The organism is Acinetobacter pollinis, assembly GCF_015627175.1.
Lineage (GTDB): Bacteria > Pseudomonadota > Gammaproteobacteria > Pseudomonadales > Moraxellaceae > Acinetobacter > Acinetobacter pollinis.
The window spans coordinates 42,429-59,993 of sequence record NZ_VTDQ01000014.1; the positions used below are offsets into that span (position 1 = coordinate 42,429).

Annotated in this window: 17 protein-coding genes; 7 read left to right on the forward strand and 10 right to left on the reverse strand. The window is 36.1% G+C overall.

Annotation, left to right across the window (positions count from 1 at the left end; genetic code table 11):
* Positions 1 to 154: 154 nt before the first annotated feature.
* Positions 155 to 790 carry a glutaredoxin 2 gene (gene grxB / locus I2F23_RS07280; protein WP_195771904.1) on the forward strand — a complete coding sequence of 212 codons (636 nt, stop codon included), beginning with the start codon at positions 155 to 157 and terminating at the stop codon, positions 788 to 790.
* A 420-nt stretch (positions 791 to 1,210) separates the two neighbouring features.
* The gene (gene gabP, locus I2F23_RS07285; RefSeq protein WP_195771905.1) at positions 1,211 to 2,611 is read left to right on the forward strand and encodes a GABA permease; all 1,401 of its coding nucleotides are present in this window, start codon (positions 1,211 to 1,213) and stop codon (positions 2,609 to 2,611) included.
* Positions 2,612 to 2,681: 70 nt separating this feature from the next.
* On the opposite strand, the gene I2F23_RS07290 is transcribed toward gabP, so the two are convergent.
* From I2F23_RS07290 to I2F23_RS07300, 3 genes are all read right to left on the reverse strand, one after another.
* Positions 2,682 to 3,971 carry a haloacid dehalogenase-like hydrolase gene (locus I2F23_RS07290; RefSeq protein ID WP_228284773.1) on the reverse strand — a complete coding sequence of 430 codons (1,290 nt, stop codon included), beginning with the start codon at positions 3,969 to 3,971 and terminating at the stop codon, positions 2,682 to 2,684.
* 87 nt (positions 3,972 to 4,058) lie between these two features.
* Positions 4,059 to 4,775, reverse strand: a complete 717-nt coding sequence (locus I2F23_RS07295; protein WP_195771906.1) for a UDP-2,3-diacylglucosamine diphosphatase — start codon at positions 4,773 to 4,775, stop codon at positions 4,059 to 4,061.
* A gap of 17 nt (positions 4,776 to 4,792) precedes the next feature.
* Positions 4,793 to 5,302: a peptidylprolyl isomerase gene (locus I2F23_RS07300; protein ID WP_195771907.1), complete on the reverse strand. Its 510-nt coding sequence runs from the start codon at positions 5,300 to 5,302 to the stop codon at positions 4,793 to 4,795.
* 169 nt (positions 5,303 to 5,471) lie between these two features.
* Here I2F23_RS07300 and I2F23_RS07305 point away from each other — a divergent pair, with 169 nt between their 5' ends.
* The gene (locus I2F23_RS07305) at positions 5,472 to 7,196 is read left to right on the forward strand and encodes a glutamine--tRNA ligase/YqeY domain fusion protein (protein WP_195771909.1); all 1,725 of its coding nucleotides are present in this window, start codon (positions 5,472 to 5,474) and stop codon (positions 7,194 to 7,196) included.
* Between the two features lie 32 nt (positions 7,197 to 7,228).
* On the opposite strand, the gene I2F23_RS07310 is transcribed toward I2F23_RS07305, so the two are convergent.
* A complete protein-coding gene (locus I2F23_RS07310; protein ID WP_195771910.1) occupies positions 7,229 to 7,786 on the reverse strand; it encodes a lecithin retinol acyltransferase family protein in 558 nt (185 codons plus the stop codon).
* A 164-nt stretch (positions 7,787 to 7,950) separates the two neighbouring features.
* Between I2F23_RS07310 and I2F23_RS07315 the strand changes: the two genes are divergently transcribed.
* Complete coding sequence (locus tag I2F23_RS07315; protein ID WP_195771911.1) at positions 7,951 to 9,300, forward strand: nucleobase:cation symporter-2 family protein; 1,350 nt, start codon at positions 7,951 to 7,953, stop codon at positions 9,298 to 9,300.
* On the opposite strand, the gene I2F23_RS07320 is transcribed toward I2F23_RS07315, so the two are convergent.
* The 4 genes from I2F23_RS07320 to fdxA form a co-directional block, all read right to left on the reverse strand.
* Positions 9,301 to 9,930: an OB-fold-containig protein gene (locus I2F23_RS07320; protein ID WP_195771929.1), complete on the reverse strand. Its 630-nt coding sequence runs from the start codon at positions 9,928 to 9,930 to the stop codon at positions 9,301 to 9,303.
* An 11-nt stretch (positions 9,931 to 9,941) separates the two neighbouring features.
* On the reverse strand, positions 9,942 to 10,262 hold the full coding sequence (locus I2F23_RS07325) for a Rieske (2Fe-2S) protein (RefSeq protein ID WP_195771913.1): 321 nt from the start codon (positions 10,260 to 10,262) through the stop codon (positions 9,942 to 9,944).
* 56 nt (positions 10,263 to 10,318) lie between these two features.
* Positions 10,319 to 10,999 carry a D-Ala-D-Ala carboxypeptidase family metallohydrolase gene (locus tag I2F23_RS07330; protein WP_195771914.1) on the reverse strand — a complete coding sequence of 227 codons (681 nt, stop codon included), beginning with the start codon at positions 10,997 to 10,999 and terminating at the stop codon, positions 10,319 to 10,321.
* 118 nt (positions 11,000 to 11,117) lie between these two features.
* On the reverse strand, positions 11,118 to 11,441 hold the full coding sequence (gene fdxA, locus I2F23_RS07335) for a ferredoxin FdxA (RefSeq protein ID WP_195771915.1): 324 nt from the start codon (positions 11,439 to 11,441) through the stop codon (positions 11,118 to 11,120).
* Between the two features lie 353 nt (positions 11,442 to 11,794).
* Between fdxA and I2F23_RS07340 the strand changes: the two genes are divergently transcribed.
* Positions 11,795 to 12,043, forward strand: coding sequence for a hypothetical protein (locus tag I2F23_RS07340; RefSeq protein ID WP_407648006.1), 249 nt, complete (start codon positions 11,795 to 11,797; stop codon positions 12,041 to 12,043).
* Between the two features lie 45 nt (positions 12,044 to 12,088).
* On the opposite strand, the gene I2F23_RS07345 is transcribed toward I2F23_RS07340, so the two are convergent.
* Both I2F23_RS07345 and mutS read right to left on the reverse strand, forming a co-directional pair.
* A complete protein-coding gene (locus tag I2F23_RS07345) occupies positions 12,089 to 13,078 on the reverse strand; it encodes an aliphatic sulfonate ABC transporter substrate-binding protein (RefSeq protein ID WP_195771919.1) in 990 nt (329 codons plus the stop codon).
* Positions 13,079 to 13,208: 130 nt separating this feature from the next.
* On the reverse strand, positions 13,209 to 15,821 hold the full coding sequence (gene mutS / locus I2F23_RS07350) for a DNA mismatch repair protein MutS (protein WP_195771931.1): 2,613 nt from the start codon (positions 15,819 to 15,821) through the stop codon (positions 13,209 to 13,211).
* Positions 15,822 to 16,037: 216 nt separating this feature from the next.
* Here mutS and I2F23_RS07355 point away from each other — a divergent pair, with 216 nt between their 5' ends.
* Both I2F23_RS07355 and I2F23_RS07360 read left to right on the forward strand, forming a co-directional pair.
* Positions 16,038 to 16,985: a 2-hydroxyacid dehydrogenase gene (locus tag I2F23_RS07355; RefSeq protein WP_195771920.1), complete on the forward strand. Its 948-nt coding sequence runs from the start codon at positions 16,038 to 16,040 to the stop codon at positions 16,983 to 16,985.
* Between the two features lie 23 nt (positions 16,986 to 17,008).
* Positions 17,009 to 17,521, forward strand: a complete 513-nt coding sequence (locus I2F23_RS07360) for a DinB family protein (RefSeq protein ID WP_195771922.1) — start codon at positions 17,009 to 17,011, stop codon at positions 17,519 to 17,521.
* The last annotated feature ends 44 nt before the right edge of the window (positions 17,522 to 17,565 follow it).

Here is a 17,565-nt window from a genome sequence, read left to right on the forward strand (position 1 = left end):
TACGAGTTGTGAAATAACACTGTAAATGTAAGTAATTAAAACAAGAATACTTACTGACATAGTGCTATGGTGTTATTTCATTCATGGGATTTTATTTATTTGTCAGTTGATATTATTCAGACGAAATAAACAATAACGAGATAAGGGGAAAGTAGTGCGGTTATATATTTATGAACATTGTCCATTTTGCTTAAGAACACGCATGATTGCGGGTTTTAAAAATTTACCTATTCAATATAGCATTATTATGGAAGGCGACAGTGAAACACCAATTCATTTGGTGGGTAAAAAAGTGGTGCCTATTTTACAAAAGTCGGATGGTCAATACATGACAGAAAGTCTAGATATTGTAAAATATTTAGATGATTTGAGTCCTCCATATTATGCTCAAGGTGAGGTAAATACAGAAATTGAGGCATGGATTAAGAAAAATTCATCACTCATTTTTAGATTGATTGTACCAAGATTTACACAAAGTGATTTCAAAGAGATCTCTACACCTGAAGCAAGACAGGCATTTATTGAAAGAGAAACGGCCTCTTTTGGCGACCTTAAGCAGTTGTATGAAAATAGTGAACCAGATATTCATGCAATGAATACGTCTTTAACAGAAATAGATTCATTGATAGAGCATCATGAAGAGATGAATATAACAGACTTTATGATTTTCCCATGGTTACGTTCTTTAAGTATAGTTGAAAGCTTAATATTTCCATCTCATACAAAACGCTATATGAATAGGATTGCTACAGCAGCAAAAGTAAATTTACTATTTGATCAGGCAAGATAATATTCAATTATCATATATTAATAAAACCAGTATATATATACTGGTTTTATTGCACTAAAATAGCGTTTTTCTTATATATTGCACATCAAGTGTGCATATTCTTTAGTTAAAAGGTCTATAGACTTTAGTTTAATTTATTATATAAAGATATGATTTTTATAGTTAAATTTATAAAAAAGAAGAATTACACTTTCTTGACCAAATAAAAAAAAAGCGTATTGTGAATGTGAAGTGATAAAAAAGAAGGAAACACCTGAACCTTTCTAATATTTCTATGGAAAGAAACATTACATTTAAACAGGAAATCACCATTTCATCTTAGATTATTTCGTTAAAACCAAGGTTGGCATTATATATGCATAGTTTTATTCGGATGAATAGTGAAAATTTCAAATATTTAAAAGATAATTAGGTGTGTTTATGACACAAGCAAAGTCAACCAATCTTTCACAAGGATTAAAAAATAGGCATGTTACGATGCTTTCTATTGCAGGAGCAATTGGAGCAGGCTTATTTGTTGGTTCTGGACACGCAATTGCAGCGGCAGGTCCCGCTGTTTTAATTTCTTATATTGTTGCAGGTACATTAGTTGTACTTGTAATGCGAATGCTTTCAGAGATGGCAGTTGCACAACCCGATAGTGGATCGTTCTCAACTTATGCAGACCGCTCTATTGGAAAATGGGCTGGTTTTACAATTGGCTGGTTATATTGGTGGTTCTGGGTGTTGGTTATTCCATTTGAAGCCAATGCTGCCGCAGCTATTATGCATTCTTGGATACCGGATGCACCAGTTTGGCTACTTGCTTTTCTAATTACTATTGCTTTAACAGTAACAAACTTATTTAGTGTAAAAAACTATGGAGAGTTTGAGTTTTGGTTAGCAACCATTAAAGTAGGTTCAATTATCATCTTCATTATGATTGGTTGTGCTGCAATTTTTGGTTTTTCTTTAAATCCTTCTGTCAGTGGTGTACAACATTTATACGACCATGGTGGTTTTTTGCCAAATGGTTGGGGTGCAGTACTGGGTGCATTGTTAACAACGATGTTTTCATTTATGGGTTCTGAAATTGTAACGATTGCTGCAAGTGAGTCTAAGGATCCTGAAACACAAATTACTAAAGCAACGAACTCAGTCATATGGAGAATTGGTTTATTCTATATACTGTCTATTTTCATTGTGATTAGCCTTGTGCCATGGAATGACCCAACTTTGGCTAAAATTGGTTCATACCAAGCAGTTTTACAATTATTAAATATTCCATATGCGAAACTTATTGTAGATATTGTTGTATTAACTGCTGTAACAAGTTGTTTAAACTCTGCATTATATACAGCATCCCGTATGGTATTTTCGCTTTCTAAGCGTGGCGATGCACCGCACTTCGTACAAAAGTTGAATAGCCAACAAACACCAGTTTATGCAGTATTACTCTCTACGGCTGTCGCTTTTATCTGTACTTTTGCAAACTATGCTGCTCCAGCAGAAGTGTTTAACTTTTTGTTAGATAGTTCAGGCGCTATTGCATTGCTTGTGTATCTCGTTATTGCATTTTCTCAGTTGAATATGAGAAAGCAATTGATCAAAACAGGTGAACCTATCCGTATGAAGATGTGGCTTTACCCATATTTAACATGGGCTGTCATCATTTTTATTATTGCAGCATTGGGTATTATGGCATTTGATCCAAAACATGTTCACGAAATTACTTCGACAGGAATTTTATGCTTAATTGTTGTAATTTCTGGTGTAATTGTATCTAGACGACATCGTACAAAAAAAGCGGTGAAATATAATACAGCGCAAGACCAGTTATAATAAGAAAGACGTTATAGAAAGTTATTTATGGCATGAGGGTAATACTCCACCTCATGCCATTTTTTATTGGTTATTTTAAAGCTTGAGGTGTAGTCGAACCATAAGAGATACTTTTATAAGAGGGAACAAATTCACCTGTATTTGCATCTCTGCCTTGTAGTAAGTACTTGGCACTGTCTTGTCCGTATGTATCTACAGCAAGCTTAGAAAAATGCCCTATGTCTGTGGTTGGTTTTCTTAACCGATTTACAATGAGAACTTTCTCTGTTTCTTTAAAGTCTTGCATCATGTTTTGGTCGCCCTCGCTGTCACCTGCAATAAAAATAGGACCATAACCATACTGGCTTACTAAGAATTTTTTAATCATTTGGCTTTTGCCTATACCTTGAGTTTGAAAGTATCCTTTTCTAAACTCTGGCAAAATTCTTCCTTGAGCATCTCTTTCTAGTTCCATTGCCAATACATGTTTTTCATTTACGCCGTAGCCAATTTTGGGATTAGATACAATTTCTTTAACCACATCAATGAATGATGCAGAGCATACATAGACTTGAATTCCATTTTCTTGGAATGTCGCAAATAGATTTTGCATTTCTTTATACGGACGTAAACCATTATCCCAACGAATTGAAACAACACCTGCTTTACCTGCAAGTGACTCAGGAGAAGTCCATTTAATCGGTTCAATGTTCTGTCGCTTTTGCCACTCTACGGTATGTTTAACTAGATCTCGTACTTCAGGCGCAGTAAAACCTGTAAATAGATAGGTAACCCAAGGGTATGATACATCATGTGCAAATGTGTCGCCGATTGCAGCATAGAGATAACGCATTTTTGTAATGAAGTTGCTATAGTTTGGATTTTGACGAACCTGTTCGAGTGTTTTTGTACCTTCTAAGCCTTTATAGTGATGATATAGCCATGTATAGCTTTCAATAATATCGGGTGCGACTTTTTCGATATTTACAGATTGTCCTTGAGCATTATTGTATTCAGAAACAAAGTCTTTATCGCTGATATTTTTTCGAATGATACTATTGAGTTGTTCAGGAGTTACTTTGAAGCGTAGATGCTCCAATTGATAGATCAATGTAGCTTCTTCGATATCTAGAAAAACGGATGTATTGTCAAAATCGGCAACAATATAAGAGGGTTTCGCTGGATTGTAGTTTGGACTATGTTTGCCGTATTTTAAAATAAGTGAATTAATTTGCTGTCGGTTAAATTGATCCCAATGTCCTTCGGCTAATAAAGGTATATTTTGTGTGTGTGCCACTTCTTTAGCATAGGTACCAAAAGGCGTAATAGCACTAATTGCAAGCGCAAGAGAAATACTGAAATGTTTTTTTAAATTGCTCATTTTAAGTAATGAATTTCTATATTGAATAAGCAAAATAATATAGGAAAGCTCTATGACATTATCATTAATAAATAAAATAAAGTTTTGCTAAATGTTCCATGTATAAAAATTTTGCTCTCCAGTCTCTAAAATTTCTAAGACTTGAGCTTCGCCTGAAGATTCTCTCCAATCACCGAGTACAATTCGTTGCTGATCGTGTATGTAGTATTGATGAGGACGATGCGTATGGCCATGAATAAGTATATCTACACCTGTTAAAGCATCTTCTACAGCATGATGATTTACATCCATAATTTGATAGGCTTTGTTTTGCTGAGAAGCTGTACTTTTTTTACGAAAGCCATTAGCAAGTTTTTTGCGAAAGTTTAGAGGTGTTCTTTTTAGTAGCTCCAAAAGCAATGGATTTCTAATGATTTTTTTAAATCGTTGGTAGGAAATATCATCGGTACATAATGCATCGCCATGCTCTAAGCGATACTTTTTATGATGAATTGTCAGTACATAGGTATCGGGTAAGAGTTGACCTGAAAACTGGTTTAAAAATTTTTGTCCAAGTGCAAAGTCTCGATTACCAACTTGAAAATAAATATGATTACCTGCTTGGGTAAATAACTTAAGATATTGAACAATTTCTTCTAGCCATGGGGCAGTATCATCATCGCCAATCCAAGCATTAAACCAATCACCTAAAATGTAAAGCTGGGTATGTTTATCTCTATAATATTCAAGCAATGCCAAAAACCCCCGAACGAGTCGAGGGTGATTTTGAGATAAATGTAAATCTGAAATAAACAGATAAATCACTAAATACTCAGTTTAACTTATTCAGCAATAATTTTAGCAGATTCGATGACAACATTTTCCAGTGGTACGTCTGCATGGTAGCCACGGTTGCCAGTACGAACATTTTTAATTTCGTTTACGATGTCCATACCTTCAACAACTTTACCAAATACAGCATAGCCCCAACCTTGTGTAGTTTTACCACTGTGGTTTAAGAAGCTGTTATTTTTAACATTAATAAAGAATTGTGCAGAAGCAGAGTGAGGTGCTTGAGTACGCGCCATAGCAACAGTACCTACATCATTGCTTAGACCGTTGTCAGCTTCATTCTCAATTGAATCGCGTGTTACTTTTTCTTTAAAGTTTTCATCAAAGCCGCCACCTTGAACCATAAAGCCATCAATCACACGGTGAAAGATAACACCATCGTAGAAGCCATCACGTACGTATTCTAGAAAGTTTGCAACTGTTTTTGGTGCTTTTTCGCTATTTAATTCAAGAACAATACGTCCTTTATTTGTATTTAATTCAACTTGAGGCAAACTCATATTTGTATCTCCTATACATGGACTAAATTAGCCATGGGTTTTTGGTTGAGAGAAGCATAAGCAAACTGTAAACTAGATAGCAAGTATAAACGTTAATTATCTTAGAAAAAAAGTTAAGATAACGTTTCATTCAGTCAAAATTTAACTTTATAGAAGTGAATTATCTATTATGAAGCCAAATGATGTTGTTTCAGATCTGCCAAATCACCCGACACAAAACAGTCAAGCCTCTACTGATTCTGTGCAGCAAGAACAACAACCCGGCTTAGATTTTGTACGCCAAGTGATTACTGATGATTTAGCACAAGGTCGTACAAGCTCAGTCGTTACACGTTTTCCACCTGAACCAAATGGCTACTTACATATTGGTCATGTAAAAGCAATTTGTCTAAATTTTGGTGTTGCTGAAGAATTTAAAGGCGTATGTAATTTACGTTTTGATGATACAAACCCAGACGCAGAAGAACAAGAGTACGTTACTGGCATTGAAAATGATGTGAAATGGTTAGGTTTTCAATGGGATGGTGAGGCGCGTTATGCATCAAAGTATTTTGATCAGTTGTATACGTGGGCTATTCAACTCATTGAACAGGGCGATGCATATGTCGATTTACAATCTCCTGAAGAAATTAAATTAAATCGTGGTAACTTTGTAGAGCCGGGTAAAAACTCACCTTACAGAGAAACAAGTGTAGAAGAAAACTTATCACGTTTTGAAAAAATGCGTGATGGTGAGTTTGGCGAAGGAAAAGCTGTACTTCGTGCAAAAATTGATATGTCTAGTCCGAATGTACATATGCGTGATCCAATTTTGTATCGTGTATTACATGCATCACATCATCAAACAGGCGATAAATGGAAAATTTATCCAATGTACGACTATGCACATCCTTTGTCTGATGCTATTGAAGGTGTAACTCATTCATTATGTACCTTAGAATTCCAAGATCACCGTGCATTTTATGACTGGGTTGTTGCGAAGGTAAATTCAACTGCTGTACCTCGTCAGTATGAATCATCTCGTTTAAATGTGGACTATACAATTACCTCTAAACGTAAGTTACGCCGTTTAGTAGAGGGTAACTATGTTCATGGTTGGGATGACCCTCGTATGCCAACAGTGGTAGGTATGCGCCGTCGTGGCTTTACAGCGGAAGGTTTACGTGACTTCTGTAAACGCGTTGGTGTTTCTAAAACAGATGGTATTGTCGATGTTGCGATGCTTGAGTTCTGTATTCGTCAATCATTAGAAAATACGGCTGCCCGTGGTATGGCAGTACTTAATCCACTTAAAGTAACACTGACTAACTTATCTGAAGCAATGGATTTGGTACATGCACGTCATCCCAATGTAGATATGGGCGAGCGTACGATTCCATTAACCTCAGAACTGTATATCGATCGTTCAGACTTTGAAGAAGTTCCACCAAAAGGCTTTAAACGTTTGGTGCCAGAAGGTGAAGTAAGATTACGCCATGCTTATGTGATTAAGTGCGATGAAGTCGTTAAAGATGCTAATGGTGAAGTGGTTGAACTTAAATGTTCAATTGATCCTGACACATTGGGCAAGAAACCTGAAGGGCGTAAGGTAAAAGGTGTTATTCATTGGGTATCTGCTGAGCATGGTCTGCCTGCTGAAGTACGTATTTACGATCGTTTATTTACAGAAGCTGACCCTGAAGTCGGTGAAGATTTCCTAGATAACTTAAACAAAGACTCTTTGAAAGTTGTTCAGGCGATTATTGAACCTGCTTTGGCAAATGCAAAAAATGAAGAACGTTTCCAGTTTGAGCGTGAAGGCTATTTCGTAGCAGATCGTTATGATCACTCTAGTGATAAACCTGTATTCAACCGTATCTTGGATTTAAGAGATAGCTTTAAACCAGAAAAATAAGCGCTTTTAGTTAGATTACTGTCCTCACAATCTTAATGATTGTGAGGATTTTTATTTTTTTGTATACGTTTTAAAAAAAGATGAATAGGGCCTTCCATTTTTGCTTTATCCCTCAATTTCTTTTTTATATACAATACCAATGCGAAACTTGCGGTTGCAACAGTAATAAAAATACCATTCATATAACTCATTAAAGAGCTAATGTAGCCAATAGTTGTAAGCCTACGCATCATCTTTTCAACTTGTGGGCTATCTTCTATACCTGTAATTGCCCATGAACATAAATGCTCGCAGTTATTCATAATTAAATGATAGTGGTTTTCATTCATACGTAAACGCATTCGCCGTACTACAGCACGACCTTTAAATTTTGGATTTTTGTAGGTACGAATATGTAATGGCTTATGATGTGAAAATTTTTCAAGTTTTGTAATTTCAATAGGATGCTTTTTAAAGAAATGGGCAAATCCAGAGTAATGGATGACGCGGCCTTTACCTGCATAAATACCGTGGTGCGTATAACCAAAGTGTTTCACTAAAAGATGTGAACCAATTGGAATATTTAAGGCATGATGTTGTCGTTTTCTCATAGCAGAAACAAAAGTATCTATATGAAACCTGAGTAATTATAACAAAATTATTGGCTTTTCTAACGGTTTCCTCACAAATGCTCACGAAAAGTCATTTTAGAAAAGTTAAGGTTGGCATGTGCTTTGCTTGGTCATTCCTATAAAGAAATGATAAGGATAAAGTGATGAAGCAACGTCAAATCGCTTATGAAGATGAATATCTCGGATTAAATAAAAGTATTGCTTATGGATTACAACACGTTTTAACAATGTACGGTGGAATCGTTGCACCACCATTAATTGTAGGTTCTGCAATTGGTTTGACACACATTGAAATTGGGATGTTAATTACTGCTTCTTTATTTATTGGTGGATTGGCAACACTATTGCAAACGCTTGGTATGAAATGGTTTGGAGCAAAACTCCCTCTTGTTCAAGGTGTTTCTTTTGCAGGTGTAGCAAGTATGATTGCAATAGGAACAACAGGGGGTGGTTTTCAAACAATACTTGGGGCAGTTTTGGCCAGTTCACTTATTGGATTAATTGTTGCACCATTTTTTTCAAGGATTATTCGATTTTTTCCACCTGTAGTGACAGGTAGTGTGATTACAATTATTGGATTTTCTTTGTTGCCTGTTGCACTCAATTGGATAATGGGGGGGAACAATAAAGCATCAAATTGGGGAAGTTTATCTAATTTGGGTTTAGCTGCATTTACATTAACTGTTTTACTTGTGTTTAGTCGCTTTGGCACGATTGGACTACGTCGAGTTGCAATTCTATTATCAATAGTGATTGGTACTGTATTCGCTTATGCTTTAGGGTATTGTAATTTTTCAGGAGTAGCAGATGGTCAGTGGCTTGCTATTCCAAGCTTTTTATCATTTGGAATGCCTATATTTAGTATCCCTGCGATCGTTGCTATGTGTATTGTTATGATCGTAACGCTGACAGAAACAACAGCAGATATTTTAGCAGTCGGTGAAATTGTTGGCAGTGAAGTGACACAGCAACGCATCGCCAACGGACTGCGTGCAGATATGCTATCTTCTGCGATTGCACCATTTTTTGGGACCTTTATGCAAAGTGCATTTGCTCAGAATGTTGGATTGGTTGCAATTACAGGAGTAAAAAGCCGTTTTGTTGTGGCAGCAGGTGGCATGATTCTTATTTTACTGGGATTATTTCCTATTATGGGAAGATTTATCGCTGCAATACCCGCACCTGTTTTGGGTGGTGCAGGTATTGTCCTGTTTGGCTCGGTGGCGGCAAGTGGTATACGAACACTTGGACAAGTCGATTTTAGCGATCAAAAGAATTTAATTATTGTTGCTGTGGCACTATCTGCAGGCATGATTCCCATGATTAATCATGACTTCTTTATTCATTTCCCAAAGTGGGTGCAAATGATGTTTCATTCAGGAATTAGCATTACATGTGTCATGGCAGTAGGATTAAATATCTTTTTTAACCATTTACGTGTAAAGAAGCCAATATCTAATTCTGCGTCCTCCTCACTTTTGTCACATAAATAACTATTTAGGAAATATCTCGTGGTCGAGTAAATAATTTGATTCGATAATCTTTTTTATAATATAAAGGTTATCTTTTTTACGAATAAGAAGGACTTGTGTGTGGGTAGGGATCTCACCAAATTCAGAACATACCATGACATAGTGAATTTGACCGTATTCATCTCTTACACGTGCTGTTGCCTGAATTTCTGGTTTTGCGCTACCTGTAGAAATAGTCGCCAATCGACCCAAAAGATTAAGTTCTCTATGAATAAATTTAGGCTTAATGACTTGGTCTAAGCAATGAATCATAAAAATAGTAAAAAATAATGCTGTAACGAGTGTAGGTATAAGCACATAAATACTTGAGGCAAAAGATTGCTGATAAGCATAATAGGCGAATTGGAAGAAGTAGCCTGCAAAGCTAAAATTAATCAGGAAGAAAACTAAAATGAGTGTTCGAGAGAACTTGATTTGTAATAGCGGGTTATTTGGTCGAAAAGGAATAAGCCGTTTTAAAAATCTAAATGGTGAAATACCAATATAAAGCCCAAGTGTTTCCGATGCACTTAAGAGAATGAATGTTACTACGCACAGATGAAAAGGGAGTAGTTCTGGACTTTGTAAGAAATTATCTAGGCTATTATTCATCATAACGTTGCTTATGCGAGATAAATGCCGCCGTCAGAATGAACTTGAATAGGAACAACTGTAAGTGATTCTCCCAAACAAGGCCCAGAGATACATTCACCAGTTTCGACCTGAAATAATGCACCATGGGTTGAACACTGGATGAATTCTTTGTCTTGGTCTAAAAATTCATTTTCTAGAAACTCAAGTTCTACTTGTAGGTGAGGGCAAATATTTTTATAAGCAAAAAATTGGCCATCGCGTTGAGTAATAAATAATGTGCCATACGCCGTTGTATCAAAAGCGCGCGCTTCTCGGTCGGGAATATCATTCGTCATACAAAGTTTTAACATTCTTCCACCACATTCCTTGTTGTAGCTGACTTTGTATTTTACCATAAAAAAGCATATTACAAACAAATAGAGGTCGATTGTGTATGATCGGGCCCCCATGTTCTATAGCCTTGAGTATCGATATGAATTTGGCCTGTTGTATAAGTACCTAAGCCCATATTTAGATCTGAACCGTACTGTTTCCAGAATTGGCATAATTTAAATTTTGTTTTTTCAATATTGGTATAATCTTTTGCTGTAGGGTGTTCAGGGCCAATACGAAAATCAATTGCAGCATTTAAGATATGACGAGATGAAACAGCACCACCTGCACAGCGGTTCATCTGAAAGTCACGATAGGCAGATGTTACTTCAAATTGTGTTAGTGTTTTTGTGGCCATAAGGTATCTAAATACCTTTAAAGTTGGAACTTGGTTTTCCCAAACTGTTTTTGGAGGAATTAAATATTCTTCTCGTCCACATTGTTTCCAATCTCGAGCTGTTCTTAATAACTCAAAAGTAGGAATTACATTGTTTACATTATTCTTTGTTAAAAAATCTTCATAGGCTTTGACATGTTGTAAATGATTGTCTTGAGAAATCCATAAGAAGTAGGACGAAGGAATTTTTTTAATCAGATAATAACTTGGAATAGGGTTTACAATTAAAGGCACAGAAGGTTTTGCGGAACTTGAGCCACATAAAAGAAAGAGAATAGATGTAATTCCAATTTTTCCCAATTTTAGCGTATTTGGCATAAGTCATAATATAGATATTTTAATTATGAACACATTTTATAGTTGAAAATAAAAATAGGATATTTAATTTAAGTAAATATTTGAGTGATAAAAAAGACCAGCATATGCTGGTCTTTTTTTATTTTTCTAAATATTGAAGCTTGTCTGCTTTACCATTCCATTCTTCACGATCTTCTGGTTGCTCCCCAATCTCGGTAATGTTTGGCCATTTCTCAGCAAGTTCAGCATTGAGTTCAATGAAGACTTCTTGTCCTGCTGGTAGCTCATCTTCTGAAAAGATTGCATTTGCAGGGCATTCAGGCTCGCATAAAGCACAGTCAATACACTCATCTGGATGAATGACAAGGAAGTTTGGACCTTCGTAGAAGCAGTCTACAGGACAAACTTCAACGCAATCTTGATATTTACATTTAATACAGTTTTCAGTGACAACAAAGGCCATAGCGACAGCTACCTAAAAAATTTGGTGTTCATCTTTAATTGCTATATTGTAGGCAAAAAATGGGGCAAGTAACAATTCCTTTTATTGATATTAATTATTTAAATCTATGAAATACCCATTTCTATATGATTTTTACTGATAATGAGAATTAATATCAGTATGTTATTTACTGTATTCCACCAAATATCACATCAAATTAAAGAATAATTGCCAATTTTAATGATTTGAGGAAGATGTCATGAACTCTTCTTATATTTGTCATATTTTGTTCAAAAAGATACGTGATGCTGAGAATGAAGTTTATTTTAATTGAACTTTCAACTGTGTATAAAAATACGGAAGGTAGAATGAATATTAAAGCAGAACTTAACTATCAGAAACAAATGAAGAATGCGAAACGTGGTGGACACAAACCCAATATCGCAAAAGATGTGAATAAACATAAAGTACAAAAAGTACAAAAATTAATTAAAGAATTAGAAACAGAATATATGGAACATTGGGAATTCTGGCGAGAAAACTCTGAAATGTATGATCAAGGATATGCAAATGCAATTAGTCATGTACAAAATAAGCTTGTAGAAATATTACAAGTGAAATAAGCATAAAGCCATGCAATCTACTAAGGAGTGCATGGCTTTGTATATTTATTTTGGAGGATGCCACGCAAATGAAGCTGGCTGAATAGGGTTTGGAATTAATTTTAAGCTAAAGAACAGATTTCCTAAATCTTGCTGGGACTGTAAAACCACAGGTGTAAGTGGTTTAACGGAATTAGGATTTGGTTTGGTTGTTAGTACTTTTTCTGCAATATTCAGGTTTAGGCCTGTACTATTTGCCAAAATTTGTGCTGTTTCTTTGGGGTGGGTATTAATCCATTGGTCTGTTTCATTCAGTACTTGTAATACTTTTTTTGCACTATCTGGGTGTTGTTGAATAAAACTTGGCTGTGCAAGGTAATAACCATAGGTTTTAGGAAGAGTTGTTGAGTCAAAAACAGCTTTTGCTGTACCAGATAGTTCAGTAGCACTGACGTATGGTTCCCAAACAGCCCATGCATCTATGGCTTTCTTATCCAACGCTGCGCGTGCATCTGAAGGAGTCAGCCAAACAGGTTCGATATCTGCCCATGTAAGATGAGCCTTTTGTAAAACTTCTGCTAAGAAATTATGTGCACTTGATCCTTTGGTTAAACCAATACGTTTACCTTTTAGATCTTCAATTGATTGTATATGACTATTGTTTGGAATAAGTAGGGCATGACCACGTTTTGCAGCTTCTTCATAACCCAGATAGTTGAGTTTTTTTCCTGCCGAAAGCGCAAACACAACAGGTGCATCGCCTGTATAACCAAAGTCAATCGCACCTGCAGAAAGCGCTTCTAATGTAGGTGGTCCTGCTGGAAATTCATTCCAACTGATTTTCACATTTGGAAATTCTTTTTCAAAAAAATGATTTTGTTTTGCGACAATGAGCTTAAGTGCTGCTTTTTGATAACCAATATTGAGCGTGGTAAGTGCCTCACTTGTATGAGGTGAGTTAGTTTGAGCTGACTGCACATGATCAGATTTTTGGCATCCCAGTGTTGAAATGCTAATTGTAAGAATTGTCGCTGTTGTTGCTAGAAAACTTTTCATCGTATTTTCAATAAATATAAATTTATATGTAATGTATAGCGTTTCTTTTGTTCCTAAAATCTGAATATTTTATATACTTATTAAAAAACCGAGCATAGGTAAGCTCGGTTTTTTGGTTTTTTTGCAAAAGTTAAGATGAGTGTTTGAGCAACGCTTTTAGCTGATAAAGCTGATCTAATGCCTGACGTGGTGTCAGGTTGTCGATATCTATTTCAGTGAGTGTATCTTCAACAACGGATTGTTTAGGTACTTCAATCAACCGTTCGACAGTTTCAACAGAAGGCATGTCCAACGATGGTTGTTCCTCTGAAAATAGGTCATTTTGAACGCTTGTATTTGTGGCAGTAATATTTTGTTTTTCTAAAATTTTTAGACGTTTTTGAGCCTCTTTAATGACGCTTATAGGTATGCCCGCCAGTTTTGCAACTTGTAGGCCATGACTTTGACTTGCAGGGCCTGCCTGTACTTTATGTAAAAGGATTAGGTTTCCATTCAGTTCCTTCGCTGTCACATGATAGTTATCAATCGTACTTTCATGCCCAAGTTCGGTAAGTTCAAAATAATGTGTTGCAAATAAACACAAGCACTTAATGCGTTTAGATAAATCGAGTACACAGGCCCATGCTAAAGATAAGCCATCATAGGTACTGGTACCGCGACCAACTTCATCCATAAGTACGAGAGATTGCTGAGTGGCATGATGCAAAATCTGAGAGGTTTCTGTCATCTCTACCATAAATGTAGATTTACCTGTAGACAGATCATCTGCTGAACCAATACGAGTAAAGATGCGGTCAATTGGCCCAAGAGTTGCACTTTCTGCAGGAACAAAACTACCGCAATAGGCAAGTAAGCTAATAAGGGCTGTTTGTCGCATAAATGTTGACTTGCCACCCATATTTGGCCCAGTAATAATAGCAAGACGATGATGGCTATTTAGTTGTGTACTATTGGGTGTAAAAGGAGTTTTACTGACAGCCTCTACGACTGGATGCCTACCTGCAACAATATGAACGCCTACTTCAGGACTAAAGTCAGGGCGTGCCCAGTGGCGTATACGTGCTTGATGTGCAAAATTAGCAAGAACGTCAATCTGAGCAATGGCACTACTCATTAATTGTAATTCAGCAATGTTTGCGCGCAACTGTTCTAAAAGTTGTTCAAACAGCATTTTTTCACGTGCCAGTGCGCGAGATTCACTAGATAGTACTTTATCTTCAAAGCCTTTTAACTCAGGTGTAATATAACGTTCTACATTCTTAAGTGTTTGGCGACGGATGTAGTGACTTGGTGCTTGCTCGGCTTGTGCTCGTGTAAGCTCAATATAATAACCACTTACACGGTTATAACCAATTTTGAGCGTATTTATTCCTGTTGTTTGTCTTTCTTTAGCCTCTAAGTCAATTAAAAATTGCCCTGCATGGTCACGAATTTGTCTTAGTTCATCAAGCTCAGCATCGAATCCTTCAGCAATAACATTGCCGTCACGTAAAAGAACGGGAGGGTTTTCGACAATAGCAGCTCCTAAATGCTGGTGTAATGCTTCTACGTCGCCAAGATCTTCATTGAGTTGTTGTAAGAGCTTTGGTGCAGAATTATGCTGAAGAAGTGGTAAAAGTGATTCGTGTAAGTAAGGGATTTGTGCGCAAGCTTGGCGAAGTTGTACCAAATCTCGAGGACGAGCAGAACCTAAAGCTACACGACTTAAAACGCGTTCAATATCTCCAATTTCTTTAAGAGCTAAACGAATTGGAGACTCGTAGTAGCCAGTTAGTATTTGTTCTGTTGCTTCTAAACGTGCTTCTAAAATGGCACAGTCTCGCACAGGTTGCATGAGTGTACGACCAAGAAGTCGGCTTCCCATTGCGGTTTGACAATCATTAATTAAATTAAAAAGTGATGTACCATGTTCGAATAGTGGCTCAATAATTTCTAAATTACGCCGTGTAACAGGATCTAAAGCAATAAAATCTTGGCTTTGTTCTAGTGTAATGTTTCGAATATGTGGTAGGGCTGTTTTCTGCGTTTCTTTTGCATAGTGAATAAGTGCAGCAGCCGCCGATTTTGCAAGTGGTAAGTGATCAACACCAAAACCTGATAGGGTGGCTACGTTAAACTGGTCACAAAGAGTTTTATCTGCATTTTTGGAATTAAAGTCGACATTTGGACGCTTTGTAATCGGGCATTCCAACTGCTTTTTAATCATATCTATAATGTTTTGATCAACTAAATCTTCATTAATCAAAATTTCACTTGGCATTAGACGTGCCAGTTCAATAGTTAACATTTCAGGTTTGAAATCTTGCTGTTGAACTTTAAAAATACCTGCGCTCAAATCTAAAAGCGCAATACCAATTTGGTTCTGATGAATACTTAAAGCCACAAGATTTGAGTTCTGTGTACTATTAAGTAAGGCATCATCTGTGAGTGTGCCTGGGGTGATAATTCTTACAACTTTTCGCTCTACAGGTCCTTTTCCTGTAACTTCTCCTACTTGTTCGCAAATAACGACAGCTTCACCCTTTTTAACAAGGCGTGCAAGATAACCTTCAGCAGCATGAAATGGCACACCTGCCATGGGAATAGGATCGCCGTTACTTTTTCCACGATGCGTTAAAGTAATACCAAGAAGTTTTGCAGCTTTCTTTGCATCATCAAAAAATAGCTCGTAAAAATCTCCCATGCGGTAAAACAATAGGCTATGTGGATGCTCCATTTTTACGTTGATATATTGTTGCATCATTGGAGTATGGGATGAGATATTTTGTATGATCTGATCTAAGTTGGACACACGTACGCCTTACATTTGAGAAAGTCGGAGAATTTAGGTTTTGAACATCCTCATTTTGAATAAATATAGGAGTGTTGTACAGAGGCTTTTTATTTCTTGCTTAAAAAATGTGAAGGTGATGTACTGTAAAGAAAGAGAAAATATAAAATAAATGAAATGGAGAAAACGATGACCCAACAATTAGATGCAACTATTTTAGTACTCGGTGAACAATCCGATATTCTTTTAAATTTACTCAAAAAGCAATTTTCAACTATTTATGAGTTAGAACATATAGAAGATAAAGACAATTTTTTTAAGGAAAATGGGAAAGATATTGTTGCAGTAGCCACTAGTAGTAATATCGGAATTACAAAAGAAGAAATTGATGCATTGCCTAAGTTAGAGGTTATTGCCAGTTTTGGTGTGGGCTATGACAGCATAGATGTCGACTATGCAAAAAAACGGGGTATACAGATTACCAATACACCAAATGTATTGAATGACTGTGTTGCTGATACTGCCATGATGCTCACATATGCAGTAGCAAGAAAACTGATATCAGCAGATGCATATGTAAGACAAGGAAATTGGATTTCTCCTTTTCCTTTGACGACAAGTTTATCTAAAAAAGTTTGTGGTATTTTGGGCATGGGCAATATTGGTGAAGAAATAGCAAAACGTGCGGTCGCTGCAGGTATGGAGGTTATTTATCATAATCGTACCGAGAAAAATAATGTTCCTTATCGCTACGTAGCAACATTAGAAGCATTAGCAGAGCAAGCAGATTTTTTAATTTTGGCCTTACCAAGCACAAGTCAAACACAGCATATTATTAACACAAATATTTTAGAAAAAATGAAGCCAACTGCTTATATTATTAATATTGCTCGTGGTTCAGTTATTGATGAGAAAGCGCTCATTGAAAGTTTAAAACATGAAAAAATTGCGGGTGCAGGTCTAGATGTATTTGAAGAAGAACCATGTACACAAAGTCCACTGTTTGAAATGGATCGCGTGGTTCTAACACCACATTATGCAAGTGGTACTTATGAAACACGACAAGCAATGGCGCTATTAGTTTGCCAAAATTTAACTCAGTTTTTTAATAAAAATTCCTTAATTACGCCAATATAGCTATAAAAGGTTAAATAAATTATATGGATATCAAGCAGTTCGAAGTTTTGGTGCGCTACAATATTTGGGCAACTGAAAGACTCACGCATGCTTTAAAAAATATTTCGGATCAAGATTTTTCCAGACCCTGTGGTTTATTTTTTAATAGTATTTGTGGCACACTGAACCATCTGCTTGTTGGAGAACATTATTTTTGGTATCGAAGGTTTACCAATTTGCCTATAGCGTCTGATATACAGCTAAGTACTGTGATTGAAACAGATAAAAATAAACTTTTAAATTTGTTAAACCAAAGTACACGTTATTGGAATAAATTTTTAAATCAATTTGTAGATAAAGATTTTCCAAAACAACTGGATTATTTGACATCTACAGGTAAGGCAATGAGTTTGCCTTATGCTGAAACATTAATGCATGTGTTTCATCATGGAACACATCATCGTGGGCAAGTGACTGCGATACTGACATCAATGAGTTATCCTTGTCCTGAGTTAGACATGGTTTATATGATTGCTGAAGAAGCTGGATATGTCTAAAAAGTTTAATATTTATACAGTTTTAAAGCTGAATCTTAGATTTT

Bases quoted from the DNA above. Each gene is read 5' to 3' on its own strand.
- I2F23_RS07310 (WP_195771910.1), bottom strand. From the start codon at position 7,786: ATGAGAAAACGACAACATCATGCCTTAAATATTCCAATTGGTTCACAT.
- I2F23_RS07320 (WP_195771929.1), bottom strand. From the start codon at position 9,930: ATGAATAATAGCCTAGATAATTTCTTACAAAGTCCAGAACTACTCCCT.
- I2F23_RS07315 (WP_195771911.1), top strand. From the start codon at position 7,951: ATGAAGCAACGTCAAATCGCTTATGAAGATGAATATCTCGGATTAAAT.
- I2F23_RS07290 (WP_228284773.1), bottom strand. From the start codon at position 3,971: ATGAGCAATTTAAAAAAACATTTCAGTATTTCTCTTGCGCTTGCAATT.
- I2F23_RS07330 (WP_195771914.1), bottom strand. From the start codon at position 10,999: ATGCCAAATACGCTAAAATTGGGAAAAATTGGAATTACATCTATTCTC.
- I2F23_RS07355 (WP_195771920.1), top strand. From the start codon at position 16,038: ATGACCCAACAATTAGATGCAACTATTTTAGTACTCGGTGAACAATCC.
- I2F23_RS07360 (WP_195771922.1), top strand. From the start codon at position 17,009: ATGGATATCAAGCAGTTCGAAGTTTTGGTGCGCTACAATATTTGGGCA.
- I2F23_RS07300 (WP_195771907.1), bottom strand. From the start codon at position 5,302: ATGAGTTTGCCTCAAGTTGAATTAAATACAAATAAAGGACGTATTGTT.
- I2F23_RS07325 (WP_195771913.1), bottom strand. From the start codon at position 10,262: ATGTTAAAACTTTGTATGACGAATGATATTCCCGACCGAGAAGCGCGC.
- I2F23_RS07345 (WP_195771919.1), bottom strand. From the start codon at position 13,078: ATGAAAAGTTTTCTAGCAACAACAGCGACAATTCTTACAATTAGCATT.
- gabP (WP_195771905.1), top strand. From the start codon at position 1,211: ATGACACAAGCAAAGTCAACCAATCTTTCACAAGGATTAAAAAATAGG.
- mutS (WP_195771931.1), bottom strand. From the start codon at position 15,821: ATGATGCAACAATATATCAACGTAAAAATGGAGCATCCACATAGCCTA.
- fdxA (WP_195771915.1), bottom strand. From the start codon at position 11,441: ATGGCCTTTGTTGTCACTGAAAACTGTATTAAATGTAAATATCAAGAT.
- I2F23_RS07305 (WP_195771909.1), top strand. From the start codon at position 5,472: ATGAAGCCAAATGATGTTGTTTCAGATCTGCCAAATCACCCGACACAA.